Annotated in this window: 10 protein-coding genes; 8 read left to right on the forward strand and 2 right to left on the reverse strand. The window is 68.3% G+C overall.

Annotated elements, in window-relative coordinates:
- Positions 1-164: 164 nt before the first annotated feature.
- The 3 genes from ACWEQG_RS16270 (at position 165) to ACWEQG_RS16280 (ending at position 4,577) form a co-directional block, all read left to right on the forward strand.
- Complete coding sequence (locus ACWEQG_RS16270; protein WP_452285400.1) at positions 165-1,142, forward strand: TetR family transcriptional regulator; 978 nt, start codon at positions 165-167, stop codon at positions 1,140-1,142.
- A gap of 430 nt (positions 1,143-1,572) precedes the next feature.
- Complete coding sequence (locus tag ACWEQG_RS16275) at positions 1,573-3,669, forward strand: RNA degradosome polyphosphate kinase (protein ID WP_452285402.1); 2,097 nt, start codon at positions 1,573-1,575, stop codon at positions 3,667-3,669.
- A gap of 11 nt (positions 3,670-3,680) precedes the next feature.
- Complete coding sequence (locus ACWEQG_RS16280; protein WP_452285404.1) at positions 3,681-4,577, forward strand: NUDIX hydrolase; 897 nt, start codon at positions 3,681-3,683, stop codon at positions 4,575-4,577.
- Positions 4,578-4,585: 8 nt separating this feature from the next.
- Here ACWEQG_RS16280 and ACWEQG_RS16285 read toward each other — a convergent pair whose 3' ends face one another.
- Complete coding sequence (locus ACWEQG_RS16285) at positions 4,586-6,043, reverse strand: CYTH and CHAD domain-containing protein (RefSeq protein WP_452285407.1); 1,458 nt, start codon at positions 6,041-6,043, stop codon at positions 4,586-4,588.
- 59 nt (positions 6,044-6,102) lie between these two features.
- Positions 6,103-6,849, reverse strand: a complete 747-nt coding sequence (locus ACWEQG_RS16290) for a trans-aconitate 2-methyltransferase (RefSeq protein ID WP_363472259.1) — start codon at positions 6,847-6,849, stop codon at positions 6,103-6,105.
- 82 nt (positions 6,850-6,931) lie between these two features.
- Here ACWEQG_RS16290 and ACWEQG_RS16295 point away from each other — a divergent pair, with 82 nt between their 5' ends.
- The 5 genes from ACWEQG_RS16295 (at position 6,932) to ACWEQG_RS16315 (ending at position 16,076) form a co-directional block, all read left to right on the forward strand.
- Positions 6,932-7,456 (forward strand): MarR family winged helix-turn-helix transcriptional regulator, encoded by a 525-nt coding sequence (locus tag ACWEQG_RS16295; RefSeq protein WP_169983503.1) that lies wholly within the window; start codon positions 6,932-6,934, stop codon positions 7,454-7,456.
- Between the two features lie 427 nt (positions 7,457-7,883).
- On the forward strand, positions 7,884-9,668 hold the full coding sequence (locus ACWEQG_RS16300; RefSeq protein ID WP_452285409.1) for a trypsin-like serine peptidase: 1,785 nt from the start codon (positions 7,884-7,886) through the stop codon (positions 9,666-9,668).
- 968 nt (positions 9,669-10,636) lie between these two features.
- The gene (locus ACWEQG_RS16305) at positions 10,637-12,139 is read left to right on the forward strand and encodes a trypsin-like serine peptidase (RefSeq protein WP_452285411.1); all 1,503 of its coding nucleotides are present in this window, start codon (positions 10,637-10,639) and stop codon (positions 12,137-12,139) included.
- A gap of 390 nt (positions 12,140-12,529) precedes the next feature.
- Positions 12,530-14,029, forward strand: coding sequence for a trypsin-like serine peptidase (locus ACWEQG_RS16310; RefSeq protein ID WP_452285413.1), 1,500 nt, complete (start codon positions 12,530-12,532; stop codon positions 14,027-14,029).
- A 499-nt stretch (positions 14,030-14,528) separates the two neighbouring features.
- The gene (locus ACWEQG_RS16315; protein ID WP_452285415.1) at positions 14,529-16,076 is read left to right on the forward strand and encodes a trypsin-like serine peptidase; all 1,548 of its coding nucleotides are present in this window, start codon (positions 14,529-14,531) and stop codon (positions 16,074-16,076) included.
- Positions 16,077-16,258 lie beyond the last annotated feature (182 nt).

Consider the following 16,258-nt stretch of genomic DNA (forward strand, 5'->3'; position numbering starts at 1 on the left):
CCGCGGTGGCCGTACCGGCGCTTCCGGCCACTTCTGCCGGGGACACTCCCGCCGGGACGATTCCCGCGGGGACGCCTGAGACCGCGACCGTCCCGAGACGGGTCCGGGCCGCCCGACCCGCCATGATGGAACCCGTGAGCGAGTCCTCTCGATCCCGAAGACGCATGACCGGCGCGGAACGGCGCGAGCAGCTGATCCAGGTCGGCCGTGCCCTGTTCGCGGACAAGGGCTTCGACGGCACCTCGGTCGAGGAGATCGCGGCCAGCGCCAAGGTGTCCAAGCCCGTGGTGTACGAGCATTTCGGCGGCAAGGAAGGCATCTACGCCGTCGTCATCGACCGGGAGATGCAGCGCCTGCTCAGCCTGGTCACCCAGGCCCTGTCGGCCTCGCACGCCCGCATCAAGCTTGAGCGGGCCGCGCTCGCTCTTCTCCAGTACATCGAGGAGAGCAGCGAGGGCTTCCGCATCCTGGTCCGCGACTCCCACGCCGCGTCGGGGACGGGCACCTTCGCCAGCCTGATCAGCGACATCGCCAGCCAGGTGGAGGACGTGCTGGCGGACGAGTTCAAGGAGCGGGGCTACGACCCCAAACTCGCGCCGATGTACGCCCAGATGCTCGTCGGGATGACCGCTCTCACCGGCCAGTGGTGGCTCGACGTGCGCAAACCGCGCCGCGAGGAGGTCGCGGCCCATCTGGTGAACCTGTCGTGGAACGGCCTCACGGGCCTGGACGCCAATCCGGTGCTCACCGGCGCGACGCGTGGCCTGATCCTGTCCCCCACGGTGGACACCCGTACGGCGAGGCCCGCCGATCGCGACTCGAAGGAGCAGGACAAGCTCCGCCGCGAGCAGGAGAAGGCGCGCGAGCGCGAGCAGCGGGAACGCGCCAAGCAGCTCGAACGCCAGCAGCGCGAGCTGGAGAAGGCCAAGGAGCGCGAGCAGCGCGAACGCGCCAAGGAGCTCGAGCGGCAGATGAAGGAGCAGGACAAGCTCCGCCGCGAGCAGGAGAAGGCGCAGGAGCGCGAGCAGCGGGAACGCGCGAAGGAACTCGAACGTCGCCAGCGCGAGCGGGCCAGGGAGCTGGAACGCCTGCAGCGCGAGCGGGCCAAGGGACTCGACCGGCAGCAGCACGGAGAGGTCTGACCGCCCGCCGCACGGGACGACCTCCGTACGGCAGGCGCCGCGGATTCACCGCGCCGGCATGCCGGCTCACGACGGCACGGCGCAATCAAGCACTGCGGCGGCCCGGTGGCAGGGTCGCACGCCAGCCCACGGCGGCACGGCGTAAGCAAGCACTGCGGTGGCACGGCGGCATGCCGATCCACGGCGGCACGCGGCCGCAGGGTGGCACGGCGGCCGCATGATGGCGCGGCGGCCGCAGGGTGGCACGGCGGCCGCATGATGGCGCGGCGGCCGCAGGGTGGCAGGCGCAGTGCGCGGCGGCACGGTGAGAGCGCGGCGGCCTCGGCGGAGGCGCGACCAGCAGGGAAAACAGCGCCTGGCGCGACAGCCTGACGCTTTCGTTGCGACGAAGTTAACGTTCCGTTCAACGACTTAGGGCATATTTCGTTATATGTCCGCCCAAAGCTCCCCCGCCTCTGAACCGGAGGAGGCCGACCTCCCCGCGCACGCCCCGCTGCCCAATGACAGGTTCCTCAACCGGGAGGAGAGCTGGCTCCAGTTCAACGAGCGTGTCCTGGAACTGGCGGAGGACCCCTCGCTGCCACTGCTCGAACGCGTCCGGTTCCTCGCCATCTTCGCGAGCAACCTGGACGAGTTCTTCCGCGTACGGGTGGCCGGGCTCAGGCGGCGGATGGCGACCGGGCTGCTGCTGCGGACGCCGGGCGGGCTGAAGCCGAGCGAGGCGCTGACGCGGATCGCGACGGTCGCCGACGACCTGGCGCGCAGGCACGCGGCGGTCTTCCACGACCGCATCTGCCCGGAGCTCGCCGAGGAGGGCATCGCGATCGTCCGGTGGGACGACCTCGCCAGGGACGAGCGGACGGCGCTGCGCAAGCTCTTCCGTGAGCGGATCCGGCCGGTGCTGACGCCGCTGGCCGTCGATCCCGCCCACCCGTTTCCGTACATCTCGGGCCTTTCCCTGAACCTCGCCGTGATGGTGCGGAACCCGGCGAACGGCCACACGGTGTTCGCGCGGGTGAAGGTCCCCTCGCAGCTCCCCCGGTTCGTGACCGCCTCGCCGAGCAGGTTCGTCCCGCTGGAGGACGTGATCGCGGCGCACCTGGGCGAGCTGTTCAAGGGCATGCAGATCGTGCAGCACCACGTCTTCCGGGTGACCAGGAACGAGGACCTGGAGATCGACGAGGACGTCACGGAGAACCTGATGAAGGCGCTGGAGCGGGAGCTGCTGCGCCGCCGGTTCGGGCCGCCGGTGCGGCTGGAGGTCGAGGACACCATCACCCCCGAGGTCCTGGAACTGCTCGTCGACGAGCTGGGCGTGGCCGGCAACGAGATCTACCGCCTGCCCGGGCCGCTCGACCTGACCGGGCTGCACGCCATCGCCGACCTCGACCGTCCCGAGCTCCACTACCGGCCGTTCGTCCCCGCGGAGGCGATCAGCGCCGAGGACGACCTGTTCGCCATCCTGCGCGAGCGCGACATCCTCATCCACCACCCGTACGACTCGTTCGCGACGAGCGTGCAGCGGTTCGTGGAGGAGGCGGCGGCCGACCCGGACGTGCTGGCGATCAAGCAGACCCTCTACCGGACCAGCGGGGACTCGCCGATCGTGGACGCGCTGATCGACGCGGCCGAGGCGGGCAAGCAGGTCGTGGTCGTAGTGGAGATCAAGGCGAGGTTCGACGAGCACGCGAACATCTCCTGGGCGCGCAAGCTGGAGACGGCCGGGTGCCACGTCGTGTACGGCGTGCTCGGTCTCAAGACCCACTGCAAGCTGTCCATGGTGGTCCGTCAGGAGGCGGGCGGCGAGCTGCGGCGCTACTGCCACATCGGCACCGGCAACTACAACCCGAAGACGGCCCGGCAGTACGAGGACTTCGGCCTGCTCACCGCAGACCCGCAGGTGGGCGAGGACGTCACGGACCTGTTCATCCACCTGACCGGCTACTCCCACCAGTCCTACTACCGCAGGCTGCTGGTCGCGCCCGACTCGCTGCGGCAGGGCCTGCTCACCCGGATCGAGCAGGAGATCGCCCATCGCAGGGCGGGCCGTGCGGCGCGGATCCGGATCAAGACGAACTCGCTCGTGGACGAGCCCGTCATCGACGCGTTGTACCGGGCCTCGCAGGCCGGGGTGCCGGTCGACCTGTGGGTGCGCGGCATCTGCACGCTCCGTCCCGGCGTGCCCGGCCTGTCCGAGACGATCCGCGTACGCAGCGTCCTCGGCCGGTTCCTGGAACACTCCCGGATCTACGAGTTCGGCGGCGGACGGCGGACCGAGCTGTGGATCGGCAGCGCCGACCTGATGCGCCGCAACCTAGACCGCCGCGTCGAGGCGCTGGTGAAGGTCGCGAGCCCGGAGCATCGCAGATATCTGTCCCACCTGCTCGACATGGCGTTCGAGGACACCACCACGGCCTGGACGCTGTACTCGGACGGCAAGTGGCTGCGCCACCGAGGTGAGGTGGATCTCCAGCACCACCTGATCGCGAGCCGCCGCTGGCGGGCCGTGGACGACGGGGCCGAGTGATGGGCGGCGGCATGATCAGGGCCGCCGGTGCGGTCGTCTGGCGGGGGAACGCGGACGACCCGGAGGTCGCCCTGGTCCACCGGCCGGCGTACCGCGACTGGAGCCTGCCCAAGGGGAAGCTCAAGCACGGCGAGCACGTGATCGCGGCGGCCCTGCGCGAGGTGTGGGAGGAGACCGGCCTGCGGGTCGTGCTCGGCCGCGCGCTCCCGCCCGTGCACTACATGCGTGGCGGCCGGCTCAAGCGGGTGGACTACTGGCTCGCCCACGCCCCGGGGTACCAGCATGCGATCGGCGGCGACGGGCACGAGGTCGACGAGGTCGCCTGGCTGCCGATCGAGGAGGCGCGGCGGCGCCTCACCTACGCCTGGGACCGCAGCCTGCTGCGCGCCGTCGGCGCCGCTCCCCTCGTCACCCTGCCGCTGATCCTGCTGCGGCACGCGCTGGCGGGCTCCCGGCAGGAGTGGAGGGGCGACGACGACCTGCGCCCGCTGGACGAGCACGGACACGCCCAGGCCGAGATCCTGGCCACGGTGCTGGGGGCGTATCGCCCGATCACGCTGGTCAGCTCGCACAGCAGGCGCTGCACGCAGACGCTGCGGCCGTACGCCGAGCGGCACGGGCTGGAGGTGCGCGAGGAGGAGGCGCTGTCGGAGAGCGGCTACGACCCGCGCGCGGCGGAACGCATCGTCCGCGACCTGCTGGCCGAGCCCGAGCCCGCGGTGCTCTGCAGCCACGGCAAGGTCCTGCCCGAGCTGCTCGACATGGCCCACCGGGCGCCGTACGGCACGGGCGACCGTAACCTCGCCAAGGGCGGCTTCGCCGTACTCCACCGGGCCGTGGACCGCGCGAGTGCTGTCGGCGACGACGCGGGCGAGCACGTGGTGAGCCTGGAGCGTTACGCGACCTGAGACAAAGGTCAGGCGAGGCGGGACCAGAGGGCGGGGAACTCCTCGTGGGCCCGGGCCGCCTCGGCGCTCTCGATGCCGGCCAGCACGCCGTAGGTGAAGGTGTCCTCCCCCGCCTGCCTGGCCCGTTCCGCCTCCTCCAGCAGCACGCCCTGGGCGACGACGCCGTCCTGGTGCCGTCCGAGCACCTCCTGCACCTGCTCGGCGCGCTCGGCCCGGCCGGACATGCCGGCCGCCTCGGCCGTGTAGCGGGCGCGCTTGGCGGCCTTGCGCACCTCGTGCATGGCCGTCTCCCGCTCCTCGCCCTCCTCCACGCGCCGCGCCGCCTCATAGGCGTCCGTCACCCGGCGCCACGCCTTGTCCACGATCTTCGGCAGCGCCTTGTCCGCGTTCTTGGCCGCCGCGGCCGTCAGCGGCGGGTCGGCGGCCAGCGCGTCGAGGGCGTCGAGCAGCGCGAAGTACCGCTCCCCGCCGAGGGCCGCCCGGATGCGCTCGTACGCGTCGCGCTCCCCGGCCCGCAGGTCGCCACCCAGCCTGCGGCGCGCCTCCTCGGTGACGAGGCGGGGATCGAGGCCGTCGAGCCGGGCGGCGAACCGGGCCCGGATGACCTCCAGGTCGCGCGCCTCGCCCAGCACCTCACCGAGCCACTTGAGCTCCTCCCGGAGCTCCTCGGTGCCGGCGACGATCCGCTTGAACGCCTTGAGCGCGCTGCGCAGACGGCGGCAGGAGACCCTGGCCTTGTGGACGGCGTCCTCCTCGGCCAGCCGCACGTACGGATCCCGCGCGAGCAGCGCGGCGACGTGAGCGCGGAGGTAGGCGACGACGACCTCCCCGGCGGACCCGGGCTCGGGCCGGGTCATCGGCCGCGGCGCGGGTATGCGGTCACCCAGGACGCGGGCGAGCTTGCTCGCGCTCTCGGCGGGAGCGGCGCCCGCCTTGCGCAGGCGCTTGGCCACCTTCTTCAGGAGGTCGCGATCGCCCTCCTTGAGCTCGGCCTCGACCTCGCGCCAGCGCCGCACCACCGGCTCGTCGCCGAGCACCGTGCCCTTGACCCGGTCGTCGGCGATCTCCACGAGCACCGTGCCGCCCGGCCCGAGCAGCCGGGTGACCCCACGGCGGGTCTCCAGCTGGGCCACCGGCGCGAGCGGGGCGCCCCGCGTGTACGCGAGGACGAGGCTCGCCAGCTCGGCGGGCACCACCTTGGCGCTGCGGGTGAGCGGCCTGGTGATCTCCCGGCGGGCGCCCTTGGCCTTGGGCAGCTTGAGATGCCAGCCCTCGTCGTCCCCGCCGCGCCGCCGTCGCAGGGTGACGCCCCGGGCCGCAAGCCGCAGGTCGGGGGTGTCGAAGTAGACGGCGGTCAGCCGGTGGGAGAGCGGCTCGGCCACCCCTTCGCACCCCGGCAGGCCACCGAGGCCGGGCACGGCGAAGCCCTCCGGAACGTCGAACTTGTCCTCTATCTCAAGCGCCACCGTTCCCCCTTGTGGTGTCCCGGTCGGCGGTCATCCTGCCACGCGAAGGTGAACAGAATTCAAAGATGCGCGGCCACGAAGATCCGCCGGAACGGGAACGGCGTGCCGTACGCCCTGGGCGGGTAGGCCGCGCGCAGGGCACGCGCGCAGTCGGCGAGGAAGGCGGCGTGCCGCTCGGCCGGCAGCCGGTCGAGCATGGGCCGCAGTGCCGTGCCCTTGATCCAGCCGAGCACCGGGTCCTCCCCCGGCAGGATGTGCGTGTAGGTGGTCTCCCACGCGTCCACGACGAAGCCGAGCCCCGCGAGCAGGTCCACGTAGTCGGCCGGGTCCCCGACCGGCGTCCCCCGCGGCACGTCGCCCAGCTCCTCTCGCCAGGTCGTACGGCACAGCTCACGGACGACGGCATGGCTCGGCGCGTGGAAGTTGCCGGGGATCTGGAAGGCGAGCCAGCCGCCCTCGGTCAGGTGGTCCCTCCACCGGCGCAGCAGGTCGGGGTGTTCCGGGATCCACTGCAGGAGCGCGTTCGAGACGATCACGTCGACCGGCTGCGGCGGGACCCAGTCGCGGACGTCGGCCGTCTCGAACGTCGGCCCGGGCGGCGCCTTGGCGATCATCTCGGGCGAGGAGTCGACGCCGTGCACCCGGGCGCCGGGCCAGCGATCGCACAAGGTCGCCGTGAGCTCTCCGGTGCCGCACCCGAGATCGACGACGTACCGGGGCGATCGGGCGCCCACCCGGGCCACGAGCTCGTAGAAGGGGCGGCCGCGCTCCGTCGCGTAGCGCCCGTAGACCTCCGGATCCCACATGTGCACACCTCCATTATCTTGATGTCGAGATACTCGATATCGCGGGAGATATCTCGATGTCAAGAGAAGCTAAACTCGGCCCATGACCTTCTCGAGGCCCGCCGAGGACGAGGTGGACCGGCTGGTAGCGGCCTGGAAGCAGGAGCGCCCGGACCTGGACGTGACGCCTCTCGAAGTGCTGAGCCGCGTCTCCCGGTTGAGCCGGCATCTTGAGCGTGAGCGCCGCGCGGCCTTCGCCTCCCACGACATGGAGTCATGGGAGTTCGACGTGCTGACGGCCCTGCGCCGCGCGGGCGAGCCGTACGAACTCAGCCCGGGGGCGCTGCTGCGCGCCACTCTTGTGACCTCGGGCACGATGACGAACCGCATCGACAGGCTGGCCGCAGCCGGACTGGTCACCCGGCGCCCCGACCCCGAGGACCGGCGCGGCGTGCTCGTGCGGCTGACCCCGGCCGGAATGCACCGTGTGGACGCCGCCTTCGCCGACCTGCTGCGCCGGGAACGCGAGTTGCTGGCCGGTCTCGAACAGCACGAGCAGCAGGCCCTCGCCGCTCTGCTGCGTACGCTCCTGGTCCCTTTCGACACCTCCAACGGGACAGGCCACTGAGCGGGCTCCACCTCCGCCGGCTCGACAGCCGACGAACGCCCTCTTCGCAGCCAGGAAATGCCATTCTTTGCCCTTTGTCGCTTTTGGCGCTTTCGACTCCATAATCGGACGCTTCGTCACCAACTTGTTGACTTCACTCAGGGAAGCGACACATCTCCCCACGGGTGTGATTTTCCTCACATTTTTTCCTGGACCGGTCCAGTCCGGCCAGAGGATGAGGGACTCTCGATGGCTACGTGATCAGCGGAGACGATGCCCGTAGACGTACGGCGGAGCCGCCGGGACGGCGCGTGGAGACCCTGTGGGCACTGATAGCAGATTCCGAAATTTCTGTTTTCAGAGGCTTTCTTCGTTATAACTTCCATCAGTTCCTTCACTGACGCATGGGGCGCAAGTGACGCCTCACGACAGACCAGGGAGATCCACCTTGAAGCGCACTCTCGCTCTCGGCGGCGTCGCGGCCGGCCTCCTGGCCTCCGCAATCGTCGCCTCCCCGGCACAAGCCGACGACCAGATCCCCGCCATCAACCTCGCGAAGACCAACTTCGCCGCGCAGCAGGTGGCCGCGTTCTGGTTCGGCGAGGCCCGGGCCAACCTGATCAAGGCCACGCCGTACAACGTCGAGACCAAGCTCCCGACCAAGCACGTCTCGACCGGCGGGACCTCCGCCAGCAGCAAGGCGGGCGTCGTCGGATCGAGCGGCGACCAGAAGGCCTCCACCGGCAACCTGAAGAACGTGAACCTCCCCCGCACGGTGGGCAAGGTGTTCTTCATCGGCGCCGACCACAGGCCGCACTGGTGCTCGGCCACCTCGGTTCAGAGCGGGTACAAGAACCTGGTGGCGACCGCCGGTCACTGTGTCTACGACACGGCGAGCAACAAGGCCACGCTCGACAAGTGGGTCTTCATCCCCGGCTACTACCAGGGCAAGACCCCGTGGGGCATCTACGTCGGCAAGACGGCCTACACCCACTACGACTTCGACAACTACGAGGACGGCGACCGCAACTACGCGTTCGTCACCGTCTACAACGGTGTCCAGGTCACCGACGTCAAGTACGACAGGTACGGCCGTGACGACCACCGTGGGCACAACCACGGGCGTGACGACCACCACGGCCGCGACGACCACCACGGCCGCGACGACCACCACGGCCGCGACGACCACCGCGGTCGCGACGACCACCGCTCGTACGTGAAGCGCCTGTCCGTGCGCGAGTTCCAGGCCCTGAACCGGGGCAGGGACCTCACCGGCAACGGCCCCTGGGCCAAGGGCACGGGTGCCGAGACCCGCGAGATCAGCGAGCGCCAGTACAACAGCCGCTTCGACTCGTACGTGAGCAGCGACGGCAAGACCCTGTACTTCCGCAAGAAGGTCTGGGACCGCGACGACCACGGCCACGGCGGACCGGGTCACGGCCCCAGGGCTGCCGCGGACGACGTGGTCCTCTTCAAGGGTCCTGGCGGCCCCGGCGGCCCTGGCGGCCCCAAGCACTCCCCGTCCCCCTCGCCGTCGGCCTCGCCTTCGCCGAGCCCCTCGCCGTCGGCCTCCCCGTCCCCGTCGCCGAGTGCCACTCCGACGGGCAAGCCGACCGGCAAGCCGGACTGGTGCGACGACGACCGTCCCCGCAGCAACTTCGCGGGCGACAACGAGCGCGGGCGCGGCGGCAAGGACCACTGCGACGACAACAACCACCGGCCGAAGTACAAGTACTACGCTCGGACGTTCTGGGCGAAGTCGGTCCGCAACGACCACAAGCCGCACGGCACGCTGAAGATCACCCTGAAGGACGTGGGGCGTCTCGGCGACAACGTCGGCGGTCAGGGCCTGGCCTACAACCAGAAGGTCGGCACGAACGTCTTCGTGTTCGGTTACCCGAGCGGGTCGCACCCGGACGGCAACTACGCCTTCACCGGCCAGACCCTCAAGTGGGCGTACGGCAAGACCTTCAGGGTGAGCGTCCCGGCCGTCAAGGGCGAGGAGCTCGTCGGGGTCAAGACCTCGTTCACGGGCGAGGGCTCGATCGGTTCGTCCTGGCTGTACCGCTACAGCAGCGCCAAGCGCCTCGGTTACCTGAACGGTGTGACCATCGGCCTGGGCGACGTGGACGGCAACGACCGCATCGACACCAGCATCTCGCCGTACTTCGACGGTGAGACCCTGGCTGTCTACCAGTACGCCGCGAAGTTCCACTCCGGCCGCATCGTCTGAGTGTTCTGACTCCTGACGGCGTCAGGAAGGGCCCGGATGGCTTGTCCATCCGGGCCCTTTCGTTTTCCCCGGACTTCCCCGGACACGATGTCTCCCTCAGTCCTCCTGCGCGGTCTCCTGTGCGGTCTCCTGTGCGCCGCGAACCGCTGTCGCCCGCATGATCCGGGTCCCCGCACGCGTACATCGGCCCCCTCGCCGCGCCCCGGCCGCCCGGACGGCCGCCCGGACGGCCGCCAGAGCCCGCTCTGAGGGTCGTACGGCCGGCCTCGGGAGCTCTGCCGGGCCCGGATCCGGCCGCCTGAATCGCCGTGCGCGCAGCCGAGAATGGCCCGTCTCCCTCTTCCCAGCCTTGACAAGGCGGTCACGAACTACGGCCCGATGAATCAGAGCGCGGCCGAATACTCATTGGACCGATGCAATAACCGATGTCGATTGTTCGGACCGGTCCAAATTCTCCGCCGTGGCCGACGTTTCCGTGCCGGCGGAGAACGGCGAGACCGCCGTTCCCGGAGATTCCGTGGACGAGCGGCACGCGCGGAGGCGGGGGGACGCCGGGAGCGCCCTGCGCCGGACTTGCGGGGCCGACTCCGCGATACCGCCGAATGAGGCCTGACCTGCGGAAAAAGCCCTCCGAAGAGCCCGATGCCCGGCACCGCGGCAACGCCTCTCGCCTCCGTTGCCCACCTCTGCCGACAGGCGAACTTTGACGCGATCCCCGCACTGCCGGTTTCATCCAAACCTGTGATTTAGGTCACATTCGGAGCTGAACGGCTCCGTCAGGAAGATTGATGCACGACGTAAATGATCAGGCAAAACGCGCCTGTATGGCGCGGTGCGAGTGTCGCCAGCACCCAGGCGGAGGCCGCGAATGCTCTTACACCCCACATAACTCTCCTATACCTTTTCCCTCGTCTCTTACTGACGGATGGGGCGCAGGTGACGTCCCACGACAGACCAGGGAGAAATCCATGAAGCGCACTCTCGCCCTCGGCGGGGTCGTGGCGGGCCTGCTGGCTGCCGCCGCCGTCGCCGCGCCGGCTCAGGCCGACTCGGACGTCGCCCCGCCCGTTAACCTGGCCAACACGAACTTCGCCGCCAAGCAGGTCGCGGCGTTCTGGTACGGCCAGGGCAAGGCGAACCTGATCAACGCCACGCCGTACAACGTCGAGACGACCGTGCCGTCCAAGCACGTGTCGACCGGCGGTGCCTCGGCCGACAGCAAGGCCGGCGTGGTGGGCTCCAGCGGCGACCAGAAGGCCGCCACGAGCAACCTGAAGAACGTCAACCTGCCGAAGACCACCGGCAAGGTGTTCTTCATCGGTGGCGACGGCAAGCCGCACTGGTGCTCGGCGACCGCGGTTCAGAGCCAGTGGAAGAACCTCGTGGCCACCGCCGGTCACTGTGTCTACGACACGGTGAGCAACAAGGCCACCCTCGACAAGTGGGTGTTCATCCCCGGTTACTACGAGGGCAAGACGCCGTGGGGCATCTACGTGGGTAAGACCGCGTACACCCACTACGACTTCGACAACTACGAGGACGGCGACCGCGACTACGCGTTCGTGACGGTCTACAACGGTGTCCAGGTCACCGACGTGGCCGTCGACAAGGTCAAGAACTGGGTGGACAACCGCACGTTCGAGACCAAGGCGGACGCGGAGAAGGCCCAGAAGGAGCTGGAGCTGAAGAGCACCGGCTTCGCGGGCAAGATCGTGCCCGTGGTGGACTACACCAAGCGGGTCCGCCTGCACACGCCGGACTCGCAGAAGGCGCCCGCCACCAAGGCCCTGCTCGGCGGCAACGTCCCGGCGAACCAGGCCACCCTGGAGAACCAGGCCAAGGAGCACGGCACGTCCACCTACCAGGACAGGACGTGGGGCACCGAGGTCACCCGGGTCTCCCGCGGGGAGTACGGCAACGGCGGCTGGTCGTCCGACGGCAAGGCCTTCTACTTCGCCAAGGACAACGGCTGGTACAAGGCGACCTACTGGGGCAACTTCGACGTCGACTACAGGCTCCGTGGTCACCTCGTCGACATCGCTCTGAAGGACGTCGGCACCCTGGGCGCCAACGTCGGTGGTCAGGGCCTGGCCTACAACCAGAAGATCGGGACCGGCATCTTCGTGTTCGGTTACCCGAGCGGGTCGCACCCGGACGGCAACTACGCCTTCACCGGCAAGACCCTCAAGTGGGCCTACGGCAAGACCTTCAAGGCGGCCGCCCCGGCGCTCAAGGCCGAGGAGCTCGTCGGCATCAAGACCAGCTTCACCGGCGAGGGCTCGATCGGCTCGTCCTGGCTGTACCGCTACAGCAGCACCAAGCGTCTCGGTTACCTGAACGGTGTGACCATCGCGGTCTCCGACACCGACGGCAACAAGCGCATCGACACCAGCGTCTCCCCGTACTTCGACGGTGAGACCCTGGCGGTCTACCAGTACGCCGCGAAGTTCGCTTCCGGCAAGATCGTCTGAGACTCACTCTAAGGAAAGGGCCCGGCCTCCGGCCGGGCCCTTTTCGCGTGTCCGGAGGCGTCTCCTTCGCGGGAGCGACAGCCGGCGGGCAGGGCGTCCGGCAGGACCCGCTTTGACGGGACAGAGCCCCATCTGGTTTCACCAGAAACTGTGATTTGGGTCACATTGCCGATGCGCAAAGCCATGCCGGCGCAACCGAAACTCACCCTTAATGATCAGCCAAAACATGGCCCGGCGCCCCGCGAGAAGGGGCGGCGCAGCGGGCGGTGCCAGAGGAGCGCAAGCCGCAGAGCGCTTACACCTCACCAAACTCTCCTATAGCTTTCTTCTCGATCCTTCACTGACGGATGGGGCGCAAGCGGCGTCCCACGACAGACCTGGGAGAAATCCATGAAGCGCACCCTCGCTCTGGGCGGGATCGCGGCGGGCCTGCTGGCCGCTGCCGCCGTCGCCGCGCCGGCTCAGGCCGACTCGGACGTCGCCCCGCCCGTTAACCTGGCCAACACGAACTTCGCCGCCAAGCAGGTCGCCGCGTTCTGGTACGGCCAGGCCAAGGCCAACCTGATCAACGCGACGCCGTACAACGTCGAGACGACCGTGCCGACCAAGCACGTCTCGACCGGTGGCGCCTCGGCCGACAGCAAGGCCGGCGTCGTGGGTTCCAGCGGTGACCAGAAGGCCACCACGGCGAACCTGAAGAACGTCAACCTGCCGAAGACCACCGGCAAGGTGTTCTTCATCGGCGCCGACAACAAGCCGCACTGGTGCTCCGCGACCGCGGTGCAGAGCCAGTACAAGAACCTGGTCGCGACCGCCGGTCACTGTGTCTACGACACGGTGAGCAACAAGGCCACGCTGGACAAGTGGGTCTTCATCCCCGGCTACTACGAGGGCAAGACCCCGTGGGGCATCTACGTGGGTAAGACCGCGTACACCCACTACGACTTCGACAACTACGAGGACGGCGACCGCAACTACGCGTTCGTCACCGTCTACAACGGTGTCCAGGTCACCGACGTGGCGGCCGACAAGGTCAAGAACTGGGTCAAGGACCGCAAGTTCGAGACCAAGGCCGAGGCGGAGAAGGCCCGCAAGGACCTCGAGCTCAAGACCACCGGCTGGGCCGGCGAGATCAAGCCCGTCGCGGACCGCTGGCACCTGGCCCAGAAGGGCGAGGAGTCCGTCAAGGGTTACGTCAGCTGGGACGACTTCTGCAGGCTGACCGGCTGGGCGAAGGAGAACACCGACGCGCTCGTGCGCGGCGAGAGCACCGACGTCAAGCTGGGCAAGCGGGCCGGCTTCACCATCACCCGCGTCAGCAAGCAGGAGTACGGCAACGGCGGCTTCTCGTCGGACGGCAAGTCCTTCTACTACACCAAGGACAACGGCTACTACAAGGCCCAGTTCTGGGTCCTGTTCGACGTCGACTACATCCTCAAGGGCAAGATCGTCGACATCGCCCTCAAGGACGTCGGCACCCTCGGCAGCAACGTCGGTGGTCAGGGCCTGGCCTACAACCAGAAGATCGGCACCTCGGTGTTCGTCTTCGGTTACCCGAGCGGGTCGCACCCGGACGGCAACTACGCCTTCACCGGCAAGACCCTCAAGTGGGCCTACGGCAAGACCTTCAAGGCCGCCGCTCCGGCCATGAAGGCCGAGGAGCTCGTCGGCATCAAGTCCTCCTTCACCGGCGAGGGCTCGATCGGTTCCTCGTGGCTCTACCGCTACAGCAGCACCAAGCGTCTCGGTTACCTCAACGGTGTGACCATCGCGGTCTCCGACACCGACGGCAACAAGCGCATCGACACCAGCGTCTCCCCGTACTTCGACGGTGAGACCCTGGCCGTCTACCAGTACGCCGCGAAGTTCGCTTCCGGCAAGATCGTCTGAGACTCGCTCTGACGCTCTGACTGGACCAAGGAAAGGGCCCGGCCTCCGGCCGGGCCCTTTTCGCGTGTCCGGACAGTCTCCGCGAGCCGCGTCCCGACAGCGATGTCCGAGCGGAGCCGGTGAAGCTGTGCGCGATAGCGGCGGTTCCCGCTCCCGGCCGTGACGCATCGGCCCGAGCGGAGGTGATCGAGGGCCTAGGAAGAGTGACCGTTTTGACGGCATTAGGACCCTTCCCGGTTTCATCGCAAACTGTGATTTGTGTCACATCTCGCGCGTACCGTTCCATCACCCAAGGTGATCACGTCTGGAACGGGCCATAGATGATCAGCCAAAACGTTCCACAGGCCCTTGCACGCGGCGGTGGCGCGGGCCCGTCGACCGGAGATCGAAGGCCACGGAACCACTTACACCACCCTTATTCCTCCTATACCTTTCTCCTCGTTCCTTCACTGACGCATGGGGCGCAAGTGACGTCCCACGACAGACCAGGGAGAAATCCATGAAGCGCACTCTCGCCCTCGGCGGGGTCGTGGCGGGCCTGCTGGCCGCTGCCGCCGTCGCCGCGCCGGCTCAGGCCGACTCGGACGTCGCCCCCCCGGTTAACCTGGCCAACACGAACTTCGCTGCCAAGCAGGTGGCGGCGTTCTGGTACGGCCAGGGCAAGGCGAACCTGATCAACGCGACGCCGTACAACGTCGAGACCACGCTGCCCGCCAAGCACGTCTCGACCGGTGGCGCTTCCGCCGACAGCAAGGCCGGCGTTGTCGGCTCGAGCGGCGACCAGAAGCCCGCCACGGCGAACCTGAAGAACATCAACCTGCCGAAGACCACCGGCAAGGTGTTCTTCATCGGTGCGGACAACAAGCCGCACTGGTGCTCGGCGACCTCGGTGCAGAGCCAGTGGAAGAACCTGGTCGCGACCGCTGGTCACTGTGTCTACGACACGGTGAGCAACAAGGCCACGCTGGACAAGTGGGTCTTCATCCCCGGTTACTACGAGGGCAAGACCCCGTGGGGCATCTACGTGGGTAAGACCGCGTACACCCACTACGACTTCGACAACTACGAGGACGGCGACCGCAACTACGCGTTCGTCACCGTCTACAACGGTGTCCAGGTCACCGACGTGGCCGTCGACAAGGTCAAGAACTGGGTCAAGGACCGCTACTTCGACAACCGCGCGGACGCCGAGAAGGCCCGCAAGGACCTCGAGCTCAAGACCACCGGCTGGGCCGGCGAGATCGTGGCCTTCGGCCCGAACGACGTGAAGTTCCCGTGGAAGTTCGACTGGCGCGTCGCCAAGCACGGCGAGGAGTCGCAGAAGGTCTACATCCCGCTCGACCGTTGGTGCCAGTGGTTCGGCATCGACTACACGGTCGAGAAGCTCGGCGCGCTGGTGCGTGGCGAGGTCAAGGACGCGTCCTTCCGCGGCAAGGCCGGCTACGAGATCTCCCGGATCTCGAAGGACGAGTACATCAAGGCCGTGGGCAACGACCACGACGCCAAGATCGTTGACGGTGTGCTCTACTACACCTACAACAACGGCTGGTACAAGGCGAAGTTCTGGGCGAACGTCGCCAAGAAGTTCAAGCTGACCGGCAAGATCGTCGACATCGCCCTCAAGGACGTCGGCACCCTCGGCAGCAACGTCGGCGGGCAGGGCCTGGCCTACAACCAGAAGATCGGCACCGCGGTCTTCGTCTTCGGCTACCCGAGCGGGTCGCACCCGGACGGCAACTACGCCTTCACCGGCAAGACCCTCAAGTGGGCCTACGGCAAGACCTTCAAGGCGGCCGCTCCGGCCGTCAAGGCGGAGGAGCTGGTGGGTGTCAAGACCAGCTTCACCGGCGAGGGCTCGATCGGCTCGTCCTGGCTGTACCGCTACAGCAACACCAAGCGTCTTGGCTACCTCAACGGTGTGACCATCGGCGTCTCCGACACCGACGGCAACAAGCGCATCGACACCAGCGTCTCCCCGTACTTCGACGGTGAGACCCTGGCCGTCTACCAGTACGCCGCGAAGTTCGCTTCCGGCAAGATCGTCTGAGACCTTCCTCTGACGCTCTGACTGGACCAAGGAAAGGGCCCGGCTTCCAGCCGGGCCCTTTTCCTGTTTCTCGCCTGCTTTCCCTCAATGGGCGCGACGAATGGTGCGACGGAGAAATCAGACACAGCCCGGCCGCTCCACCGCCGCCGCGTCCCGTGCCCGCCATGAAACCCCCGGGAACC

The sequence above is a fragment of the Microbispora sp. NPDC004025 genome (genome assembly GCF_053604425.1).